At 67.8% G+C, this 20105-nt stretch carries 23 protein-coding genes, 4 tRNA genes and 1 pseudogene; 20 read left to right on the top strand and 8 right to left on the bottom strand.

The genetic code is table 11. The annotated features are described in order from the left end of the window. Positions 1-44 precede the first annotated feature (44 nt). A complete protein-coding gene (gene dxs / locus ACX1DX_RS04100; RefSeq protein ID WP_459397729.1) occupies positions 45-1964 on the top strand; it encodes a 1-deoxy-D-xylulose-5-phosphate synthase in 1920 nt (639 codons plus the stop codon). On the opposite strand, the gene ACX1DX_RS04095 is transcribed toward dxs, so the two are convergent. The 5 genes from ACX1DX_RS04095 to ACX1DX_RS04075 form a co-directional block, all read right to left on the bottom strand. Continuing rightward, on the bottom strand, positions 1955-3166 hold the full coding sequence (locus ACX1DX_RS04095) for an HRDC domain-containing protein (protein WP_459397728.1): 1212 nt from the start codon (positions 3164-3166) through the stop codon (positions 1955-1957). The genes dxs and ACX1DX_RS04095 overlap by 10 nt on opposite strands. Continuing rightward, complete coding sequence (locus ACX1DX_RS04090; protein WP_459397727.1) at positions 3163-3747, bottom strand: DUF3000 domain-containing protein; 585 nt, start codon at positions 3745-3747, stop codon at positions 3163-3165. Before ACX1DX_RS04090 ends, ACX1DX_RS04095 begins: the two co-directional genes overlap by 4 nt. 58 nt (positions 3748-3805) lie before the next feature. Further along, on the bottom strand, positions 3806-4222 hold the full coding sequence (gene msrB / locus ACX1DX_RS04085) for a peptide-methionine (R)-S-oxide reductase MsrB (protein ID WP_182763407.1): 417 nt from the start codon (positions 4220-4222) through the stop codon (positions 3806-3808). Positions 4223-4253: 31 nt separating this feature from the next. Then, complete coding sequence (locus tag ACX1DX_RS04080; RefSeq protein ID WP_459397726.1) at positions 4254-5027, bottom strand: sirohydrochlorin chelatase; 774 nt, start codon at positions 5025-5027, stop codon at positions 4254-4256. A gap of 58 nt (positions 5028-5085) precedes the next feature. After that, positions 5086-5157, bottom strand: a tRNA-Val gene (locus ACX1DX_RS04075). A gap of 89 nt (positions 5158-5246) precedes the next feature. Here ACX1DX_RS04075 and ACX1DX_RS04070 point away from each other — a divergent pair. From ACX1DX_RS04070 to ACX1DX_RS04050, 5 genes and pseudogenes are all read left to right on the top strand, one after another. Next, positions 5247-5795 (top strand): alpha/beta hydrolase family protein, encoded by a 549-nt coding sequence (locus ACX1DX_RS04070; protein ID WP_459397725.1) that lies wholly within the window; start codon positions 5247-5249, stop codon positions 5793-5795. A gap of 102 nt (positions 5796-5897) precedes the next feature. After that, a tRNA-Gly gene (locus ACX1DX_RS04065) sits at positions 5898-5970 on the top strand. Between the two features lie 51 nt (positions 5971-6021). Further along, positions 6022-6092: transfer RNA gene (locus tag ACX1DX_RS04060), tRNA-Cys, on the top strand. A gap of 1 nt (position 6093) precedes the next feature. Continuing rightward, positions 6094-6168, top strand: a tRNA-Val gene (locus ACX1DX_RS04055). 198 nt (positions 6169-6366) lie between these two features. After that, positions 6367-6939, top strand: a pseudogene (locus ACX1DX_RS04050) (transposase); the annotation flags it as partial. Between the two features lie 59 nt (positions 6940-6998). Here the strand turns inward: ACX1DX_RS04050 and ACX1DX_RS04045 are convergent. The 3 genes from ACX1DX_RS04045 to ACX1DX_RS04035 all read right to left on the bottom strand — a co-directional run bounded on the left by ACX1DX_RS04045 (position 6999) and on the right by ACX1DX_RS04035 (position 8949). Then, entirely contained in the window at positions 6999-7361 is a 363-nt protein-coding gene (locus tag ACX1DX_RS04045) for a type II toxin-antitoxin system death-on-curing family toxin (protein ID WP_182763403.1), read from the bottom strand. Then, positions 7358-7561, bottom strand: a complete 204-nt coding sequence (locus tag ACX1DX_RS04040; protein WP_182763402.1) for a CopG family transcriptional regulator — start codon at positions 7559-7561, stop codon at positions 7358-7360. The genes ACX1DX_RS04045 and ACX1DX_RS04040 overlap by 4 nt, the downstream gene beginning before the upstream one ends. A 683-nt stretch (positions 7562-8244) precedes the next feature. Continuing rightward, on the bottom strand, positions 8245-8949 hold the full coding sequence (locus tag ACX1DX_RS04035; protein ID WP_245243909.1) for a trimeric intracellular cation channel family protein: 705 nt from the start codon (positions 8947-8949) through the stop codon (positions 8245-8247). Between the two features lie 105 nt (positions 8950-9054). On the opposite strand from ACX1DX_RS04035, the gene ACX1DX_RS04030 reads away from it, so the two are divergent. The 14 genes from ACX1DX_RS04030 (at position 9055) to ACX1DX_RS03965 (ending at position 20070) form a co-directional block, all read left to right on the top strand. After that, positions 9055-9714 carry an FMN-binding negative transcriptional regulator gene (locus ACX1DX_RS04030; protein WP_459397724.1) on the top strand — a complete coding sequence of 220 codons (660 nt, stop codon included), beginning with the start codon at positions 9055-9057 and terminating at the stop codon, positions 9712-9714. 44 nt (positions 9715-9758) lie between these two features. Continuing rightward, the gene (locus ACX1DX_RS04025) at positions 9759-10583 is read left to right on the top strand and encodes an EamA family transporter (protein WP_459397723.1); all 825 of its coding nucleotides are present in this window, start codon (positions 9759-9761) and stop codon (positions 10581-10583) included. An 81-nt stretch (positions 10584-10664) separates the two neighbouring features. Further along, complete coding sequence (gene thrS, locus ACX1DX_RS04020) at positions 10665-12701, top strand: threonine--tRNA ligase (RefSeq protein ID WP_459397722.1); 2037 nt, start codon at positions 10665-10667, stop codon at positions 12699-12701. Beyond that, entirely contained in the window at positions 12698-13240 is a 543-nt protein-coding gene (locus ACX1DX_RS04015; RefSeq protein ID WP_459397721.1) for an HIT family protein, read from the top strand. The genes thrS and ACX1DX_RS04015 overlap by 4 nt, the downstream gene beginning before the upstream one ends. 1 nt (position 13241) lies before the next feature. After that, positions 13242-14066: an LpxL/LpxP family acyltransferase gene (locus ACX1DX_RS04010; RefSeq protein WP_459397720.1), complete on the top strand. Its 825-nt coding sequence runs from the start codon at positions 13242-13244 to the stop codon at positions 14064-14066. Next, positions 14063-15085, top strand: a complete 1023-nt coding sequence (locus tag ACX1DX_RS04005) for a glycosyltransferase family 4 protein (protein WP_459397719.1) — start codon at positions 14063-14065, stop codon at positions 15083-15085. The genes ACX1DX_RS04010 and ACX1DX_RS04005 overlap by 4 nt, the downstream gene beginning before the upstream one ends. A gap of 52 nt (positions 15086-15137) precedes the next feature. Beyond that, on the top strand, positions 15138-15728 hold the full coding sequence (locus tag ACX1DX_RS04000; protein WP_182764625.1) for a CDP-alcohol phosphatidyltransferase family protein: 591 nt from the start codon (positions 15138-15140) through the stop codon (positions 15726-15728). Between the two features lie 20 nt (positions 15729-15748). Then, complete coding sequence (locus tag ACX1DX_RS03995; protein WP_182764626.1) at positions 15749-16495, top strand: DUF881 domain-containing protein; 747 nt, start codon at positions 15749-15751, stop codon at positions 16493-16495. A gap of 10 nt (positions 16496-16505) precedes the next feature. After that, positions 16506-16838 carry a small basic family protein gene (locus ACX1DX_RS03990; protein ID WP_459397718.1) on the top strand — a complete coding sequence of 111 codons (333 nt, stop codon included), beginning with the start codon at positions 16506-16508 and terminating at the stop codon, positions 16836-16838. Next, positions 16831-17610, top strand: a complete 780-nt coding sequence (locus ACX1DX_RS03985; protein WP_459397717.1) for a DUF881 domain-containing protein — start codon at positions 16831-16833, stop codon at positions 17608-17610. The genes ACX1DX_RS03990 and ACX1DX_RS03985 overlap by 8 nt, the downstream gene beginning before the upstream one ends. 97 nt (positions 17611-17707) lie before the next feature. Then, entirely contained in the window at positions 17708-18199 is a 492-nt protein-coding gene (locus ACX1DX_RS03980; protein ID WP_459397716.1) for an FHA domain-containing protein, read from the top strand. Beyond that, positions 18199-18873, top strand: coding sequence for a transcriptional regulator FtsR (gene ftsR, locus ACX1DX_RS03975; RefSeq protein WP_459397715.1), 675 nt, complete (start codon positions 18199-18201; stop codon positions 18871-18873). Before ACX1DX_RS03980 ends, ftsR begins: the two co-directional genes overlap by 1 nt. Positions 18874-18887: 14 nt before the next feature. After that, positions 18888-19367 carry a bifunctional nuclease family protein gene (locus ACX1DX_RS03970; protein ID WP_459397714.1) on the top strand — a complete coding sequence of 160 codons (480 nt, stop codon included), beginning with the start codon at positions 18888-18890 and terminating at the stop codon, positions 19365-19367. 154 nt (positions 19368-19521) lie between these two features. Continuing rightward, positions 19522-20070 (top strand): MerR family transcriptional regulator, encoded by a 549-nt coding sequence (locus ACX1DX_RS03965; RefSeq protein ID WP_459397713.1) that lies wholly within the window; start codon positions 19522-19524, stop codon positions 20068-20070. Positions 20071-20105 lie beyond the last annotated feature (35 nt).

The raw sequence follows: 20105 nt of genomic DNA, 5'->3' as shown, positions 1-20105 counted from the left end.
ACGTTGACCCGGCCCATTGGTTGTTAGGGCCTACTATTGACCGCATGTCTCTGTTGGATTCGGTGCACAGCCCCCATGACCTGCGGGCGCTGTCCAGGAAACAACTGGTGCAGTTGGCTGACGAGATCAGGCGCTTCCTGATCACGAAGGTCAGCCGCACCGGTGGGCACCTGGGCCCGAACCTCGGCGTCGTCGAATTGACCATGGCCATCCACAAGGTCTTCGATTCGCCGTCAGATCCCATCATCTTCGACACCGGTCACCAGAGCTACGTCCACAAGATCCTCACCGGCCGCGCCCCTCTCTTCGACACCCTCCGCCAGCAGGAGGGCATCTCCGGGTACCCGGAGCCCGATGAGTCGGAACACGACTGGGTGCGCAACTCGCACGCCTCTTCGGCCCTTTCATGGGCCGAGGGTCTGGCCAAGGGGTTCCGGATCAGGGGGGAGGACCGCACCGTCGTGGCGGTCGTCGGCGACGGAGCGCTGACCGGCGGCATGGCCTGGGAGGCCCTCAATAACATCGCTGACGCCGGCGACCTACGCCTCGTGGTGATCGTCAACGACAACGGGCGCTCCTACACGCCCACCGTCGGGGGGCTGGCCAACCACCTGGCCGGCCTCCGCACGGACCACCGCTACGAGAAGACGCTGAGCGTCATCAAGCGCGGCGTCAAGCGCGTCCCCGTGTTCGGGCGGCCGGTCTATGACCTCATGCATGGTTTCAAGACCGGCGTGAAGGACGTCCTGGCGCCCCAGACGATGTTCTCGGACATCGGCATCAAGTACACCGGCCCCATCGACGGCCACGACATCACGGCCCTCACCAACCACCTTGAACAGGCACGCCAGTTCGGTGGCCCGGTGATCGTGCACTGCGTGACGCGCAAGGGTCGGGGCTTCCAGGCCGCCGAGGAGCACGAGGAGGACCGCTTCCACGCGGTCGGCAAGATCAACGAGTTCACTGGTGAGCCGCTGTCGGCGACGGTGCAGGCAACCTGGACGGACGCGTTCGCCGAAGCCATCGTGCAGCTCGGTCAGCGACGCCCAGACCTGGTGGCCATCACCGGGGCCATGCTCAACCCCACCGGGCTGGGTCGGTTCGCAGCGGCGTTCCCGGACCGGATCTTCGACGTCGGTATCGCCGAACAGCACGCCGTGGTCTCCGCTGCCGGCCTGGCGCGCGCCGGCCTGCATCCTGTGGTCGCCCTCTACGCCACGTTCCTGAACCGGGCCTTCGACCAGGTGCTCATGGACGCGGCGCTCCACAAGGCCGGCATCACACTGGTGCTGGACAGGGCCGGCGTGACCGGCACGGACGGGCCCAGCCACAACGGCATGTGGGACATGACGCTCCTGGGCATCGTGCCGCATCTTCAACTGGCCGCACCCCGCGACCAGACCCGTCTGGTGGCAGCGCTGGACCATGCCGTGGAGGTCGACGATGCGGTCACCGTCGTGCGCTACTCGAAGGAACGTCTGCCGGACGAAATGCCGGAGATCGCCCACGTGGGTGAGGGGATCAACCGCGTCGACGTGCTGATCCGGCCCGAAGAGGCGAAGGTCCTTATCGTGGGCTACGGGCAGTTCGTCGGGGTGGCGATGGATCTCGCCGAACGCCTCGATGACCAGGGCGTGTCCGCCGCAGTCGTGGACCCGCTGTGGGCCTTGCCGGTGAGCCCAGACCTCGTGGCCCTGGCCAGCGGCTACGACCTCGTGGTCACCTTGGAGGACAACCTCGTCGACGGTGGCGTCGGCCAGCGGCTCGGGGCACAGTTGGCGATGGAGGACGCACCGGTGAAGGTGCGCAACTTCGGCATCCCCAAGGAATTCCTCAAGCACGGCTCACGCGACGAGGTGCTGGAGCGCATCGGGCTCACCGCTGCCGCCACGGCGCTGTCGGTGCTGGGCGACCTGCTGTCTACCGAGGTGGCCGACGTCACCGTCGAGGACGCTCAGGCCTGACCGAGCGCCTCCGCGATGGCGGGGGCCAGGAAGTCAGCCTGCCACGGCCGGGCGCCCAGCTCCAGGAGCACCTCTCGCGTCACCTCTGAATGACGGTAGAGCGCCTCCTGCAACACCGCGGGCGGTGCGATCAGGCTGGGCTGGAGACCTCCCAGGTCGCAGGCCAATTCGTCGACGGCGGGCCGCACCGCTGCCCAGCGCAACGCCGCCTCCGGATTCGCCTTGTCCCAGGACCTGGGGTGCGGCACGCCGGGGGTGTGCAGGTGTTTGGCCGGGTACTGTTCGGACGGCAGGTGCCGCACACGTTCGAGTGCGGCCAGCCAGTGCCGCACGTAGCGCTGCCCCGGCTGGGAGCTGAAGCCCGGGAGGTTCTGGACCTGCGCCGCGCTCGGTACCGTGTCGCGGGCCAGGGCGGCGACCGCCAACACGGCCGAATCATGGAGGATCCAGCCTGGCGGCCTGTCGCGGCGCCTGGCCACCTCGTCCCGCGCCAGCCACAGTTCGCGGGCCACGGCGTACTGCATCGGCGTCCTGAGGGTGGTGAGGCCGCTGAGGCGCCGCCAGGGGTCCTCACGGGGCTTCGGCGGCGTACTGAAACGCGCCAGCATGTCGTCGTTCTCCTGCGCGGACCATTCTTCTCGCCCGGCCAGCACCAGGTGCGTGGCCAACACCTTGGACAGTTCGAGGAGATAGTCCACGTCGAGCGCGGCGTAGATCAACCAGGATTCCGGCAGCGGTCGCCGCGACCAGTTGTCTGCCGAGTGTGCCTTGCGGAGTTTGATCCCGAGCTCGGCCTCGAGGAGGGCTCCGAGCGATGCACCGGGTTTTGCCAGGAGACGCGCGGCCAGTTCGGTGTCGAAGATCCGCGGCGGGATGATGTTGATCTCCTGCATGCAGGGCAGGTCCTGGGTGGCTGCGTGGACGATCCAGGTGGCGGTGCCGCACGCGTCGACGAGTGAGCTGAGGTCAGCCAGTTCCCCGTCCTTCTCGAAGGCGATCGGATCGATCAGCCACGTCCCCGAGCCTTCACGGCGGATCTGGAGCAGATAGGCCTTCGCCCAGTACCGGTGGCCGTGCGCACGCTCCGTGTCGAAGGCCACCGGCCCTCTGCCGGCGCGCAGGGCCGTGAGGCACTCGGCCAGGAGTTGAGGGGTGTCGACGACGGGCTTGAGGGGCTCGCGGCTGCTGTTCACATATGTCATAGGTTGCGGCCCACCGGCAGGGTGGCCACGCCCGGCGGCAGGGGAGGTTGCCCGGCCACCTGCCCCAACAGGTCCTGCCAGGCCGCGAGATGGGGCGTGAGGGAGTGTGCGCCGTCGAGTTGGGGGGTCCAGGAGGAGCGTAGTTCGACGTCGGCCCTGTCCGGTTCCTGAACCATCTCGCCGAACCCTCGACCGTACGAGGCGGTCACCGTGCCGGCCAGCGCCGAGGCGTCGCAGCCGTGGCTCTCCAGCGCTTCGGTGAACCATGACCACGCCACTTCAGGGAGAAGAGGGTCTGTGACCATGTCCAGGTCCACCTCGGCGCGCACGTAGGTCACGAGGCGGAAGGTGCCGGCCCATGCGTCGTTGCCCGCGGGATCGTGGAGCAGGATCAGGCGCCCGGTGGCCAAGGGCTCGTCGTCGTCCAGCAGCTCGGCGGCGATGGCCACCGAGTAGGGCGCGATGCGCTGTGGAGAGCCGATCTCGTCCGCGGTGATGCCGGAACGCCAGTTCATGGCCGTCAACTCCCGGAGAGCGCGGCTGAACGGCTCTGGAGTGATGCTGGTGACATTCGCGGGCACGTCGCCACTCTAAGCGCGCCGCCGCCCTTTTCGGTGGTGGCGCGCCGAGAACGGCGGGTCAGGAACGGCGCAGGTTCAGGGATACGGAATTGATGCAGAAGCGCAGGTCGGTGGGCGTCTCATAACCCTCGCCCTCGAAGACGTGGCCAAGATGCCCGTCACAGTTGCTGCACCGCACCTCGACGCGGGGGCGACCGGGCAGCGACCTGTCCTCGATGTAGCGGACGCGTTCCTCCGCCAGCGGGGCGAAGAAGCTGGGCCAGCCGCAGTTTGAGTGGAACTTCTCATTGCTGCGGAACAGTTCCGCGCCGCAGCCCCGGCATTCGTAGACACCCTCGTCCTCGGTGTCGGTGTATTCGCCGGTGAACGGCCGCTCCGTGCCGGCCTCACGAAGGACGTGGTACTCCATCTTGCTGAGCTGCTCGCGCCATTCGGTATCCGGTTTGATCAGCTTCGGGACGTACTGGTCAGTCATGAAGACGATGATAATCGCCATCGCAAGCTGATCAGTCCTCCTCGCCCTCCAGGACCTCCGCGGACAGCTGGGTGGGGGTGCCGTCGAGCAGTTCCATCGCGCCGAACGCATAGCGGGCGAGGATGAGCTGCCTCAGATGGGGAGTTGGCCCGATGGGCGAGGTCACGGCGATGGCCCCAGCGCGCAGCGCCGCATGGGCGTGGGCCTGGTAGTCCGGCGTGGGGGCCAGGAAGACGCCTCCGACGGCTATGTGACGGCGCCCCTGCCCGCGCAGGGCGGCGACCGCGGAGGCGGTGGCCCTGCCGCTGCCCTCGTCGACCGCCAACTGAACCGGGATGCGGTGGTGGGCCGACCATTGCCGGGCGCGACGGGCCAGCAACGACGAGCCACGGACGTCGCCGCCGGCAGGCGCCGCGAGGATGAGTCCGTCGATCTCGAGGGCGCCGCCGCGGTGCAACGCTTCTCTGACCCGTTCGTCGAGGATGTTCAGCAGTTCGCTGGCCGGGCCCACGGGGCGACTGACAGCCAGGTGGATGTCTGGAGAACGCTGGAAAGTGTCGAGCACGGGGGCGTGGTCTGCGGCGGAAACCAGGTCCAGGGGGATCAGCACCGCCTCTGCCACCTCGTCCGCGACGAGTTGGCTCACCACGTCTTCGAGCCGGGGCTCGGGGCCGCCGATGCGGCCGAGAAAGACCCGGAGGTCCCTGCGCGCACTGCGGAGGTCCTCGAGGATGGCCTCGAGAGACGAGTTCACAGCTTCGTCGTCGGGACCGTCGGCCACGAGTACGATCGCGGGTGCTGTCATCGCCTCATTCCTCCGGGCCCTCGGTGGGCAAAACCAGCGTCGGAAAGCCCCACTAGAGTGGGCGATGGCGGTTTCGAACCGCCGACCTCTTCGGTGTGAACGAAGCGCGCTACCACTGCGCCAATCGCCCTAGCGAAGAAAAACTCTAGCGGATCGGAAACGAGAATGCGAACTGAGGTCCTGGAGGTCCCCACAACCACGGGAAATGCGCGGGCTCACGTGTCCTATCCGGCAGGCGCCGCGGGCCTCATGGTGCTCGGGCACGGGGCCGGCGGGGGAGTGGACACCGTAGATCTCAGGGCCGCACTGAAGGCGGGTCTGGAGGCGGGCTGCGTCGTGGCGCTGGTGGAGCAGCCCTACAGGGTCGCCGGTCGCAGGGTGCCGCCGCCCATCGCCAACGCCGAGCGGGCGTGGGTGCAGGTGGTCGGGCAGCTCCGGGCGCAGGTGCCCGGCGGCGTCCTGGTCGTGGGTGGTCGCTCGTTCGGGGCGCGGGTGGCGTGCCGGTCCGCGGTGGAGGTGGGTGCTTCGGCGGTGCTGTGCCTCGCTTTCCCGCTCGTGTCGCCCAAGGGCGCGGACCGGGGGTCCGAGTTGTACTCCGTGTCGGCCCCGGTGCTCGTCGTCCAAGGCAGGAAAGACCCGTTCGGGCTCCCGGAGGAGGGTGCGACGAGGCGCGTCGTCCTCGTGGACGGGACGCACACGCTGAGCCGGGAGCCCGAGCGGGTGGAGCAGGCGATCGCGGAATGGCTGGGTGAACGGGTCAGCGCCTGATCGCGCCGAGGAACCGACGATTTGCACTTTGCTGAATCCGTGGACTAATGTTCTCTACGCGCCGAACGCGGCAAACCGGAAGGGGAGCAGCGGTAGCGCAAGGCGGACGTAGCTCAGTTGGTAGAGCATCACCTTGCCAAGGTGAGGGTCGCGAGTTCGAATCTCGTCGTCCGCTCGGAGATCAAGGTCTCTCCCAGACCCACAAGGGGAGGGTAACCCTCCACCCGGTGGAGTGGCCGAGAGGCGAGGCAACGGACTGCAAATCCGTGTACACGGGTTCAAATCCCGTCTCCACCTCGGGCGGTTGGCGCAGTGGTAGCGCGCTTCCCTGACACGGAAGAGGTCGCTGGTTCAAACCCAGTACCGCCCACCAGATGTAACCCCTAGTCCGCTAGGGGTTACAGGTACCTTTTCACCACCTACACACCCCCTCATAGCAGGGGGTGTGTGCCATTTTGTGTGCCAATTGCGCGAGAGAGCACGAAACAGGGTGAGACTGTGTGCCGATTTCACGGTCTGAAGCGCCCCAGGTTTGATGCCGCTCCTGTTTGAGTCAAGGAGAATGAGCACCATGCCCAAGATGATCGATCCGGAGCTGAAGGCACGAGCTGTGCGTCTGGTGACCGAGCACGTGTCCGAGTATCCGTCGCTGACGGCCGCGGCGGCGGCCGTGGCGAAGCAGCTGGGGGTTGGGAAGGAGTCCGTGCGTCGCTGGGTGATCCAGGCCCAGGTCGATACCGGCGAACGCGACGGGATCACCACCGAGGAGCAGGCCGAGGTGAAGCGGTTGAAGGCCGAGAACCGACGCCTTCGAGAAGACGTCGCGATCCTGCGAGCGGCAACGACTTTCTTCGCGGGGGAACTCGACCCCCGCAACCGGTGATGGCCGGTTTCATCGACCAGATGAAGTCCGAGGGGTTCGCGGTCGAGTCGATCTGCCGGGTCCTGCGTGAGCAGGGCTGTCAGATCGCCGCGAGGACCTACCGCTCCTGGAAACGAGGTGGTGTGGCTGCCCGCACCCTCAGCGATGCGCACGTGGCCGACAAGGTCCGCGACCCTGGCGTGGACCACCAAGCAGGCGCAGCGTCAGATGACCCCAGAGGGCCTCTACGGGCGTCGGAAGATGACCGCCCTGGTACGTCGCCAGCCCAGGTGGCGACGAACTCGTTGTCTTCGACCGACCACGTCACTCGGTAGGTGTAGTCAGTGCCAAGATGCGAGGCGGGCCGACACCTCCTGGTAGGTCGCGGTCCCGCTGGCGACCGCGATGACCAGGTCGTAGGCCTCGTCGTCGTGTGCATCCAGATCGATGCCGTTGAGTCCGTAGAACACCACCAGCGAGAGCCAGCCCAGGCGCTTGTTCCCGTCGACCAGGGCATGGTTACCGACCAACGATTCCAGGAGTACGGCTGCTTTGTCGTCGAGGCCGGGATACGCATCTCTGCCGAAGACGCTCACCCGTGGGCGGTGGACCGCGGAGTCGAGCAGTCCGATGTCGCGAACCGGGCCAACTCCGAGGTCTTCCACCAACGACAAGACGTCCTCGAGGGTGAGGTGCTCGATCACTGGCCCAACCGGTCGAGCAGGTCGGCGTAGCGCGTCCGAGCCGCGACGGACAGCAGCCGTACCTTGTCCTCACGGAGCCGTCGTGCGGCTGCTTCCCGGATAGCGCGCACGGTGGCCTCCTGTTTGCTCACCCCTTCGGCCTCGGCGAGCAGTGCGAGGGTCTTCTCGTCCTCAGGGTCCAGCCGGAGTGTCATAGCCATACCATCATGATACCAATGTGGTCTCTTGCTCATGCCGCCCCGGGGTTCGATCCTGCAGGGGAGTGATCGCCCGGGGCTCCCGTTCTGCAACCCTGGGCATCGGCCCGGGCCCGGCTTCCGCGTGGGACCGACGGCGGCAACTTAGGACGGGCTCGCGGGTCGGGAGGCAGGGTGTCGCCTGTTCTCGGCGGGCTGTTCGGGGTTACGGTGTGGGTATGTGTTGCGGAGCCTTCCGGGTTGGTTTTGCCCCCAAGGCGTCACGGGTCGCGTGGGGCTGGGCAAGCTCCAGCACCTGCCGTTTGTGTGCCAGTTGTGTGCCAAGCGGTTGTGGAAGAGCCTCTCGGAGGGGGTGTGTTCCGCACCCTGCTGAGCGTAAATGCGGCTCGATGAGACGAAAAGTGCTCTGCGGCGCATCCCTGACACGGAAGAGGTCGCTGGTTCAAACCCAGTACCGCCCACCAGAAGACACCCGGCCATGCCGGGTGTTTTTTCCATTTCCGGCTGATGCTCCACACTCAACATCGTGGTGTCAGGGGGCCCGTCCTGGGAATGGGTCGCCAGGGTTTCCCCATGGCGCCGCGGGCTTGATCCCCGTCGACCTCACGACTGATTCGGAGCGCGTCGTGTGGAACATGGACGTGATCGCCCTGGGCCGACGCGTCAGTGAACCGAGGCGGTAGCGCTCAGTCGTCGATGACCGGTCGACGGTCCTGGAGGCGCAGCAGACGGAGGCTGCGGAGGCTCAGCGCGACCTTCCGAAGTGCTTTGCGGCCGTCGACCGCCGAATCCTGGTACTCGAAGACGGGCAACCGCCAGCGGAACTTGATGGCCAGCATCCGCAGGGCGAAACCGCCGGCCAGGGTGACGGCCACCGCCACATTGTGGGCGACCCCCACCTCCAACAGACCCACGAAGAGCAGCGCGGCGATGACGGACACGGAGGCGTACAACTCCTCACGGAACACCAACGGGATCCGGTCACAGAACAGATCCCGCATGATGCCGCCCGCCACGCCGGTCACCACGGCACCGACGACCGCGATGATGATGCCCAGTTCCATGTCGAGGGCCACCCGCGCTCCGAGGATGGAGAAGACCACCAGCCCAAGACCATCGAGTGCGAGGAACAGTTGCCGGAAGTACTTCATGATCCCGGCGATAGAGATGGTGATGACGGCTGCGAGCACGACGAGCAACACGTACTCGGGATCGCGGACCCACGTGAGCGGATAGTGCCCGAACAGGACATCGCGGATGGATCCGCCACCGAGCGCCGTGACCAGCGCGACCATGATGACGCCGAAGAGGTCCATGCGTTCCCTGCCGGCGGCCAGGGCCCCGGTCATTCCCTCCGCAGTGATGCCGATGGCCCAGAGAATTGTGAGCACGTGTCTCCTCTCATGCAAGGACAATGATGCAGGACGGGGCGCGGTGGACAGAAAATGACCCGCCCCGGGGGCGGCGCCAGCCCGGCCAGCGCCTAGGATGGCTGCGTGCACGTGCCAGACCACTTCAGCCTTCCCGAGGACCGCCTGCAGCAACTGCTCGCCGAGGTGCGTCCTGGCAATCTCGTGACCGTCCATGAAGACGGACCGCTGTCGACCTTCGTCCCCATGCACTGCGAATCCCGCGGCGGATCCCGCGTGCTGGTCACCCACCTGGTGCGCAACAACCCCCAGGCCCGGACCCCGATCACCGGCCGTGGGATGGCCATCTTGGACATCGCCGACGCGTACATCTCGCCCCACTGGTACGCCACCAACCAGGAACTGCCCAACGTCCCGACCTGGGATTACCTGACGATCCATGCCTGGGGCCCCGTCCGTATCGACCCGAGTCCCGAGGCAGCGCTTCGCGCCGCAAGCGCCCTCACCGAGCGGATGGAGGGGCCCGAAGTGCTCGACGCCGTCGGAGCGGAGAAATTGGGCCTCATGTCGCGCGCCATCGTCGGCGTTGAACTCACGATCGACCGGATCGAGGCGAAGGCCAAGATGAGCCAGAACCGCCACCCCGACGACATCCGCAGCCTCATCCGGCACTTCGAGCAGCACGGTCCCGCAGAGGTGGCCGGCTACCTCCGCGAGGTGAGCCTCCCTCACGAAGAACGGCGTTTCGGCACTCTGGAGATGCTGGGCGACAAGGCTCGGCGCTGATGAGGTGGGACCGGCAAACCGCCCCGCCCGCGTAGAGTCGGGCCGTGCCCCGCCCCGTCGTCCTGGTCTTGATCGCCATCGCCTCCGTCCAGTTCGGGGCGGCGATCGCCAAGTCCATCTTCGACTCGGCCCATCCCGTCACCCTCGCGTTCCTGCGGGCCCTCATCGGCGCGGTCATCTTCCTCGCCTTCTCCCGGCCGCGGGTCACCGGACGCAGCGGTGGCGACTGGCTGGTCGTCGTCGCCTACGGCCTGTGCCTCTCGGGGATGAACATGCTGATCTACCTCAGCTTCCAGCGCATCCCCATTGGGCTGGCCGTCACGCTTGAATTCGTCGGCCCACTGGCCCTGGCCGTGCTCGGTTCACGCAGGTTGCTGGACATCCTCTGGGTCTCCCTCGCGGCGACCGGCGTGGTGCTGCTGGGCGCGGGCCCCACCGTCGTGGACCCGCTCGGCATGGTGTTCGCCCTGGCTGCCGGCGCCCTCTGGGCGGGCTACATCGCGTTGGCGGGCCCCGTGGGCAGGCGATGGGAGGGCATGAGTGGGCTCACCGTCGGCAGCCTCATCGGCGCCGCGGCCCTGATCGTTCCGGGCACCCTGCTGGCCGACGGCGCATTCGGCGACCTCAGGGTGCTCGGCGTCATGGCCTCCGTGGCGCTGCTCAGCACCGTGATCCCGTATGCCATGGAACTGCAGGCCAGGCGCTCCCTGAAGGCCGCGTCGTTCTCGATCCTCATGAGCCTCGAGCCCGCTGCGGCCGCACTCTTCGCCTGGATGGTGCTGGGGGAGTGGCTGCGTTGGCCGGAATGGGTGGCGATGGCCTGCGTCATCGTCGCCTCCATCGGCGCGATCAGGACGGCGCGGCAGTGATGGGACCCAACTACCACGGTTGAGCTCCACGCGGCACAATGGGGGCGTCAGACCAACCGACCACACCACAAGGAGTGCCCCATGAGTGGAGTCATCACCGTCCACCGCAACGACCAGGCGGAACAGGTGGAGCTGACTACCACGACCACGGGGCTCGATCTCTTCGGTGAGGACCGCACGGTCGTCGCCATGCGTGTCGCCGGGGAACTCCTGGACCTGCAGCGCGAACTGGCCGACGGCGACGTTGTCGAGCCGGTCGCCATCGACAGCCCGGAGGGCCTCTCGATCCTGCGCCACTCGTGCGGCCACGTCACCGCGCAGGCGCTGCAGGACCTGCATGCCGACGCGCGGCTGGGTATCGGCCCGCCCATCACGGACGGCTTCTACTACGACTTCCAGGTGGACCCGCTGACCCCTGAAGATCTCAAGTCCATCGAGAAGAAGATGGGCCAGATCATCAAGGCACGCCAGCGTTTCGTGCGCCGCGTCGTGACAGACGAAGAGGCCCGCGCGGAGCTGGCTGACGAGCCGTTCAAGCTCGAACTCATCTCCGCAAAGTCCAGCGCTTCGGACGACGACGGCTCCTCCGTCGAGGTCGGCGCCGGCGAACTCACCATCTACGACAACCTCAACCGCGACGGCTCGGTGGCATGGAAGGACCTCTGCAGGGGCCCCCACATCCCGCACACCGGCTACCTCGGCAACGGCTGGGCGCTCACCCGCACTTCCGCCGCCTACTGGCGGGGGGACCAGCGCAACGCCGGCCTGCAGCGGGTGTACGGCATCGCGTGGCCGTCGAAGGAGGAACTGCAGGCCTACAAGACCCGGCTGGACGAGGCGGCCAAGCGTGACCACCGCAAGCTCGGCACCGAACTCGACCTGTTCAGCTTCCACGAGATCGTGGGCTCCGGCCTCCCGCTGTTCCACCCCCGCGGGGGTGTGATCAAGCGCGAAATGGAAGACTACGTGCGCACCCGCCACATCCAGGAGGGCTTCGACTACGTCGGCACGCCACACATCGCCAAGGAGGAACTCTTCTACACCTCCGGCCACCTGCCGTACTACGCCGATGGCATGTTCCCCCCCATCCTGGAGGACGCCGAGCGCGACGAGCAGGGCAACGTCGTCAAGGGTGGCCAGGCGTACCGCCTCAAGGCCATGAACTGCCCCATGCACAACCTGATCTTCTCGTCGCGTGGCCGTTCCTACCGGGACCTGCCGTTGCGCTTCTTCGAGTTCGGCACCGTGTACCGCGACGAGGCCTCGGGCGTGGTGCAGGGACTGACCCGAGTGCGTTCCATCACGCAGGACGACTCGCACAGCTACTGCACCAAGGAACAGGCGCCGGACGAGGTGCGGCACCTGCTGCGCTTCGTCCTGTCGCTGCTCAACGATTTCGGGCTCACCGACGTCGCGCTGGAGGTCTCCACCCGCGACGAGGACGGCAAGAAGAAGGACAAGTTCATCGGTTCCGACGAGCAGTGGGCCGAGGCCACCGAGATTCTCGAAGGCATCGCCCGCGAATCCGGCCTGCCCGTGGTCGCAGACCCCGGTGGTGCCGCCTACTACGGCCCGAAGATCTCGATCCAGGCGAAGGACGCGATCGGGCGCACCTGGCAGATGTCGACCATCCAGTACGACTTCAACCAGCCGGAGCGCTTCAACCTGCACTACACGGCCTCCGACGGCTCGCACCAGCAGCCCGTGATGATCCACTCGGCGAAGTTCGGCTCCATCGAGCGGTTCATGGGCGTGCTCATCGAGCACTACGCCGGCGCGTTCCCCGCCTGGCTCTCGCCGGTCCAGGTCACCGCGATCCCGGTGGCCTCCGAGTTCGACGAGTACCTCGGCGGCGTCGTCGCTCAGTTGCAGGCGAAGGGCGTGCGGGTGGACTTCGACACCTCCGACGACCGGTTCGGCAAGAAGATCCGCAACGCCACGCAGGGCAAGGCCCCGTTCATCCTGATCGCGGGCGGCGAGGACCGCGACGGCGGCACGGTGTCGTTCCGGTTCCGTGACGGGTCACAGCGCAACGCTGTGAGTGTCGACGACGCGGTGACCACCATCGTCGACTTCATCGGGTCGCGCTCCAACGAGTCGCCCACCGCCGGCGAGTGACCATGGACGACATTGAGGCGTCCGGCACGCTGCCCGGTGTGCCGGACGCGTTCCAGCGCCTGTGGACCCCGCACCGCATGGTCTACGTCGAGGGGGAGGGCAAACCCACGGGCGGTCACGACTGCCCCTTCTGCACCTCGCCCAAGCGCACGGACGACGACGGGTTGGTCGTCGCCCGCGGCGAGCACGCGTACGTGGTGATGAACCTGTTCCCGTACTCGCCCGGGCACCTGCTGGTGTGCCCCTACCGGCACGTCGCCGACTACACGGACCTGACGCCTGAGGAGACCCGCGAGGTCTCGGAGTTGACACAGCAGGCGATGCGCGTGGTGCGGTCCGTCTCGAAGCCCCACGGCTTCAACATCGGCATGAACCAAGGCGACGTGGCGGGGGCGGGCATCGCCATGCACCTGCACCAGCACATCGTCCCGCGTTGGAAGGGCGACATGAACTTCATGCCCGTCATCGCCCAGACCAAGGCCGTGCCACAACTCCTCGGCGACGCCCGCAGGCTGCTGGCCGAGGCCTGGCACCGCTGACGTGGACCTCAGCTCAGCTGTCTGGGCGGTGGGCCGACGGGTGCCCCGGCGGCTCGGCGACGCCTTCGCGCGCCTTGCCGCGCCACTCGTCTCGCTGAAGCGGCTGCCGGCCGTCGACGCGTGGGCGGATTCGGTGGAGCACGCAACCGGCGCCAGGCCGACGAGCGGGCAGCGCCGTCGGCTGCTGGCCAACTGGATCCGCAACAACCTCTGGTCACTGAGCCTCGCCGCGTGGAGCGACGAGGAGATCCTCCGGGTCGTGTCGATCGACGACGACCACCTGGCGAGGCTGCGGGAGTCCGTGGCCGGGCCCGGGCTGGTCCTGGCGCTGCCTCACATGGGTTCCTGGGATTTCGCCGGTGCCTGGGCGGCCAGGGTCGGGCTCAAGGTGGTCAGTGTCGCCGAACGCCTGCCCAACGGGGTCTACGAGCGTTTCGCCGAGGCCCGCGCCGCCATGGGCATGATCATCTACCCCGTCGACCAGCCGGATGTGATGCGTCTGCTGGCCGAGGACGTGAAGGCCGGCCGGCTCGTCTGTCTGCTGGCCGACCGTGACCTCTCCTCCCGTGGCCTCAAGGTGCCGTGGCCGGGGGCCGACGCACTCGTGGGCGTGCCTGCCGGTCCGGCGCTCCTCGCGCGGCGCACGGGGGCCGATCTCCGGGTCACCACCACGTATTTCGACGGTGACCGGCTCAGGCTGGAGGTCTCGGAACCCATCGAGGGTGACAGCGCCGAGGAACTGATGACGGGTGCCGTGGAGGTCTTCGCCGATGCCGTGCGGCGACACCCGGAGAGCTGGCTGATGCTGCGCAAGGTGTTCCTGTGAGCCTCCGCGTCGCGCTCGTGTGCCCGTACTCGCTGGACCAGCCTGGCGGCGTGGCGACGCACGTGCTCGGGCTCGCGGCCTGGCTCAGGCGCCGTGGCCACCGGCCCTTCGTGGTGGCACCGGGCACGGGGCCGTCGAGCGACGACGTGCACCTCCTGGGAAGGGCGGTCAGCCTGCCGTTCAACGGCTCAGTGGCGCACCTGGGCGTGCTGCCCGCTCAGGCGGTGAAGGCCCGCACCGCGATCGACGGCGCCGACCTGGTCCACGTGCACGAGCCGCTGACGCCGGGAGTCGCCTACGCGGCGGCGCGGTCGGCTCGGGACAGGCTCGTGGTGACCCACCACGCCCACTTCCGGCCCGGCCTCCTCGCGGTTCCGCTCCGGCTCCGCGCGGCACTGCTGCCGCCCCGCCAGAGCGTCGCGGTGTCGGAAGCGGCCGCAGAGACGGCGCGCATTGTCACGGGCGCGGCTCCCGTCGTCGTGCCCAACGCGGTGGAGGTGCCGACCGGGCCGCCGGCGGCGAAGCAGGGCGACGTGGTGCTGTTCCTCGGCCGGCTCGACGAACCGAGGAAGGGGTACCCCACGTTCGCGGCCCTGGCCGATGTGGTTCCAGAGGCGACCTTTGTGGCCATCGGCCCCGGCACCGGGGGAGGGGCGCAGGTGCGAGAACTCGGCGCCCTCAGCAACGAGGAGCGCAACCGCTGGTTGGAGCAGGCCCGCGTGCTGGTGGCCCCCAACCGCTTCGGGGAGTCCTTCGGGATCATCCTGATCGAGGCGTTGGCCCGGGGGTGCGCGGTGGTGGCGAGCGACCTGCCCGCCTTCCGTGCGGTCGTCGACGACGACGCGGTGGCGTCCTTCTTCCCGCCGGACGACCTGGCCATGGCGTCGGCGCGGCTGCGCGCGAGGCTCGCCTCCCCGGCGGATCCGGTCACTGCCTGGCAGTCGGCGAGGCGCTTCTCGTGGGATGTGGTCGGACCGCAGATCGAGGACGTCTACGCCAAGGCACTCGCAGGCCCGTAGGCGGCGCGTCGAAACCGTCGGGCCTGTCTGCGCGATGGCCTAGGCTGGCAATGTGCAAGCATCGCTGGTTCCTCCTCAGGAGTTCGACACTGACGCGGTGCTCACCCTGCCCAACGTGCTGAGTTTCATCCGGCTCCTCGGCGTTCCGCTGTTCACGTGGCTGATCATCTCCGGGGAGGACGTCGCGGCCGTCGCGCTGCTGGCGGGGTTCGGGGCCACGGACTGGGTCGACGGCTTCCTCGCCCGCCGCCTCAAACAGCGCAGCCCGCTCGGAGCCAAGCTGGACCCCGTCGCAGACCGGCTGTACATCCTCGCCGCACTGGTGGCGCTGTTGGTGCGCGACATCGTGCCCGTCTACTTCGTGGTCGTGCTCGTGGCCCGCGACGTGATGCTGGCGCTCCTGGTGCCGGCGCTCAAGCGCCACGGCCTGGTTGCCCTGCCCGTCAACTGGGTGGGGAAGGCCGGCACCATGCTGCTGCTCCTCGCCTTCCCCCTGATCCTGCTGGGGGCCGGCTCGTCCCTCGGCTGGGCATGGGCGCACTGGACGGGGTGGAGCTTCGGCTGGGCCGGCGCCGTCGCGTACTGGGCAGCGGGTTCGTTGTACGTGCGCGAGACGATTCTTCTCGGGCGGGAGGCCCGGTGAGGCGTCGCCCCGATGCCAGCATGAGCCTGCTCACAGACCTGCAGGCTGAGGCGCTGGAGCCGGAGTACCGCAGCACAACCGCCCCCCGGAACCGGCCGGCGCGCCTGGCCGTGGCGGTGGCCCTCGTGGTGATCCTGCTCACCGTCGCCGTCCTCCAGACCACCCGGAGCACGGGCAGCGCGGCCGAGCAGCGGCAGGAACTGCTCGACAGGGTGGCCGGCGCGCGGGAGCGGCAGGCCGTCCTCGGCGACACCGCCTCGGAGCTCGAGGACGAGGTTCGCCAGCTGGGCGCCGAAGCCCTCGGGGACCCCGCTGAACGGGACCTCCTCCTGCTCCTGGACAGGCTCTCCGGCGCCTCGTCCGTCACGGGCCCCGGCATCATCGTGACCGTGGACGACGCAGATGACGCCACCTCCGCTCAGGGCATGGTGCTCGACGGCGACCTCACCCGCCTCGTCAACGGCCTGCGGCAGGCTGGGGCGGAGGCCATCAGCGTCAACGGCCGGCGGCTCAGTGTGCTCACGCCCATCCGCAGCGCCGGTGCCGCAATCACGGTTGACTACGTGTCCCTCAGCCCGCCGTACCGGCTGGAGGTCATCGGCAATCCTGATACGCTCCAGGCCAGATTCAACGAAACCACCGGGGCAGCGTGGTGGCACCTCATCGTGCAGAACTACGGGCTGTCCATGACCATCACCCAGGCCGACGACGACCTCACCCTTCCGGCTGACCCCGGCATGACGGTGCGCTACGCGAAACAGAAGTAGGGGACATTCCATGTACGCGATTCTCGGACTCATCGCCGGCGTGGTGCTCGGCGTCGTCCTCCAGCCCACGCTGCCGCCGGTGCTCGCCCCCTACCTGCCCATCGCGATCGTCGCGGCCTTCGACGCCATCCTGGGCGCCACCCGCGCCTACCTGGACGGCATCTTCTCGGACCGGGTGTTCCTCGTGTCCTTCCTGTCGAACGTCGTGATCGCAGGCCTCATTGTGTTCGTGGGCGACCAGATCGGCGTCGGCTCCCAGCTCTCCACCGGCGTGGTGGTCGTCCTCGGGATCCGTATCTTCACCAATGCCGCGGCCATCCGTAGGGCGGTCCTGCATGCCTGAGCCCGTGGAAGAGGTGCCGGTGGAGGAGGCGCGGGAGCCGCGTCGGGCCGCCGCTAAGCCCCAGCGCAGTCTCCTGCGCGACTTCTTCCGGCCCAGCCGTGGCCAGTTCGTCGTCGGGCTCGCGTTGTTCCTGACCGCGCTGATCGTCGTGTTGACGCTGCGCTCGCAGGCCACCCAGCCGGAGTTCGCCAACGTCCGGCAGGCAGACCTCATCCAACTCCTGGACAACGTCACCGGTGAGACCCGCCGCCTCGAGGAACAGGTTCGTGAACTGGAGCGCTCGCGCACGGAACTGATGAGCGGCGCAGACCGCGACCTGGCGGCCCGCGAGGAGGCCGCCCGGCGTCTCGAGCAGGCCCGCATCATCGCCGGCACGGTCCCTGCAGTGGGTCCCGGGATCCGCATCGAGATCCAGGACCCGGGCGAGCGCGTCACAGCCGAGCTGCTGCTCAACGCCGTCGAGGAACTGCGCGACGCCGGCGCCGAGGTGATCGAGCTCAATGACGCCGTCCGGCTGGTGATGAACTCCTACTTCGCGACGGACGGAAGCGGGGCGGTGACGGCCGACGGGGTCGCTCTGGCTGAGCCCTACGTCATTGATGCGATCGGTGACCCGGCCACCCTGGAGGCCGGCGCGCGGTTCCGCGGCGGGCTGGTGAGCGAGATCGAGGGAGAACGGGTCGGCGGCAGGGTGACGATCGAGCAACTGGAGGCGGTCGACATCTCCTCGGTGGTGGAAATTGCGGAGCCGCAGTTCGCGCGCCCCAGTTAACAGGCTTGCCCACGGGTGATAAGTTTCCTCACGTAGCCTTTCACATGGCCTGGACAGGGGAATGAGCCCACCCCGCTGAGACGAGGAAGTGACTCCGATGAAGTGCCGCACTTGTGGATCTGAGAGCCCGGTCGAGGCAAGGTTCTGCAGCAATTGCGGCGCCTCGCTGACAGACCCCACCGGTGACACCACCACGATGTTCCCGGTCACCGCCGAAGATCCCACTGAATCCGTACAGCTGACAGACCAGGAGCGGGCAGCGGCCAAGACCCTGGCCGCCGGCAACGCCCTGCTGATCGTCAACCGTGGCCCTGGCAACTCCAACCGGTTCCTCATCGACTCGGACATCACCAACGTCGGTCGTCACCCGGAATCGGACATCTTCCTCGACGACATCACCGTCTCCAGGCACCACGCGAAGTTCGTCCGCAGCGGCGGCAAGCTGTATCTGGAGGACCTGGGGAGCCTCAATGGCACCTACGTCAACCGCACGCTCCTGGACGGGCGCACCGTGTTGCGCGAAGGTGACGAGATCCAGATCGGAAAGTACCGGGCCACGATCTCGCTGAGTGAGCCCGGACTGGCCTGATGTCGGGAGCGGCGCGGACCATCGGCGTCGTACTGGAGATGATCCGTCCCGAGTTCCCTGACATCTCCGTATCCAAGCTGAGGTACCTCGAAACAGAGGGACTGATTTCACCGGACAGGCAACAACCGTCCGGCTATCGCAGATTCTCCCAACAGGACGTGGACAGGCTGCTGTACGTGTTGCGTGCGCAACGCGACCGCTACCTGCCGCTGAAGGTGATCCGTGAGGAACTGGAGGCCATCGACCGGGGTGAAGAGCGGCCGGACCACGATGCCCACCCGGTGGAGGAGTCGTCGGAGCCTAAGCAGCGGCGCGCTCCCAACACGGGGGTCGGGCTCATGGCCCGGCGTCAGGTGCTCGCGGAGTCCGGCCTCGGCGAGGCCGCACTGATCCAGCTGGAGCGGCTGCGCATCATCCAGCCCCGGCGCGGTTCCCAGCTGTACGGCCCGGAGGCGGTTGCGCTGGCCCGCTCCGCGAAGAAGCTCGCAGACTACGGGGTGGATCTGCGCCAGATGCGCGTGTTACAGCAGGCGGCCACGATGGAGGCCGCCCTCGTCGAGCAGATCCTCGAGCAGTACCGGCGCAGGCAGGGACCGCCGCCTGAGGTGGTGCGCGACCTCTACAGATCAGTGCTCCAGGCGCACGCCGCGCTGCTTCACGGCCAGATCCACTGAGCTAATGTGTGTCCATGATCGGCCTTGAATTGCTCGGCATCCGGATCATTTCTCCGGAGGACCCGCCCGTGCTGCTGTTGCAGGAGGAGGGCGGTACCCGCTGCCTGCCTGTCTGGATCGGCGCCCCTGAGGCGGCGGCTATCGCGGTGGCCATGGAGGGCCGGCAGCCGGAGCGACCGATGACGCACGATCTGCTCGGTGCCGTCCTCCAACTCCTGGAACCGGGGGAGGGCATCGTGGTGATCGAGTCCGTCGACGACGGGGTGTACCAGGCCTCGCTGCATGCCGGCGGCCACGAGATCGACGCCCGGCCCAGTGACCTGGTGGCAGTGGCGGTCCGGCTCGGCTGGCGCATCGAGTGCCCGCGGGCGCTGATGGACCGGGTGGGCGTCGAGGTGGACACCGCACCCACAGACGAGGTGGAGGCCTTCCGGGCGTTCCTGGACCGGGTCACCCCTGAGGATTTCGAGGACGACGGGAACCCCGAGCACTGAGCCCACGACGCGCAACCCTCAAGCTGAGGTCGAACCACATCTGTGTAAATATCACCGGTGTTGGGCGTGTCGTTGACCCGCGGCCGGAGCGACGGTTAGCGTCATGAGAGTCGTCGGTGATCCACCACCGGCGCGGTGAGCAAAGCGAGGAATCGTGACCAAGAAGGCAGCGCTGCAGGAAGTGCTCTTTGACGGCGATTTCGCCCCTGTGCCCAGCGACACGGGCTACCGGGGCCCCATTGCGCACCGCGTCGCCGGCATCACCTACCGGCAGCTCGACTACTGGGCCCGCACCGGGCTCGTCGTCCCCTCCATTCGTAACGCCGAGGGTTCCGGCACCCAGCGCCTCTACTCCTTCCGCGACATCCTGCTCCTGCGCGTGGTGAAGCGGTTCCTGGACGTGGGCATCTCGCTGCAGCAGATCCGGTTGGCCATCGAGCACCTGCGTGAGCGCGGCGTCGACGACCTGACGGAACTCACCCTCGTGTCAGACGGCTTCAGCGTCTACGAAGTGACGTCCGCGAACGAGCTCTTCGACCTGTCCCGCGGCGGCCAGGGCATGTTCATGATCTCCGTCAGCAGCGTCTGGCGCGAGCTCGAGGGCACCCTCGCCGAACTGCCCGGGGAGCGAATCTCCGACGCGCCCGCCGAGGATCATCCGGCGGACGAGCTGGCCATGCGCCGCCGTACCAGGGCCGTCTGAGCACCTGCCTGACCCAAAAGGTCTGCCCGTAGCAA

The organism is Tessaracoccus zhenghani, assembly GCF_054552775.1.
The sequence above is the reverse complement of the archived record's forward strand: the minus strand, read 5'-3'. Positions and strand labels throughout refer to the sequence as shown.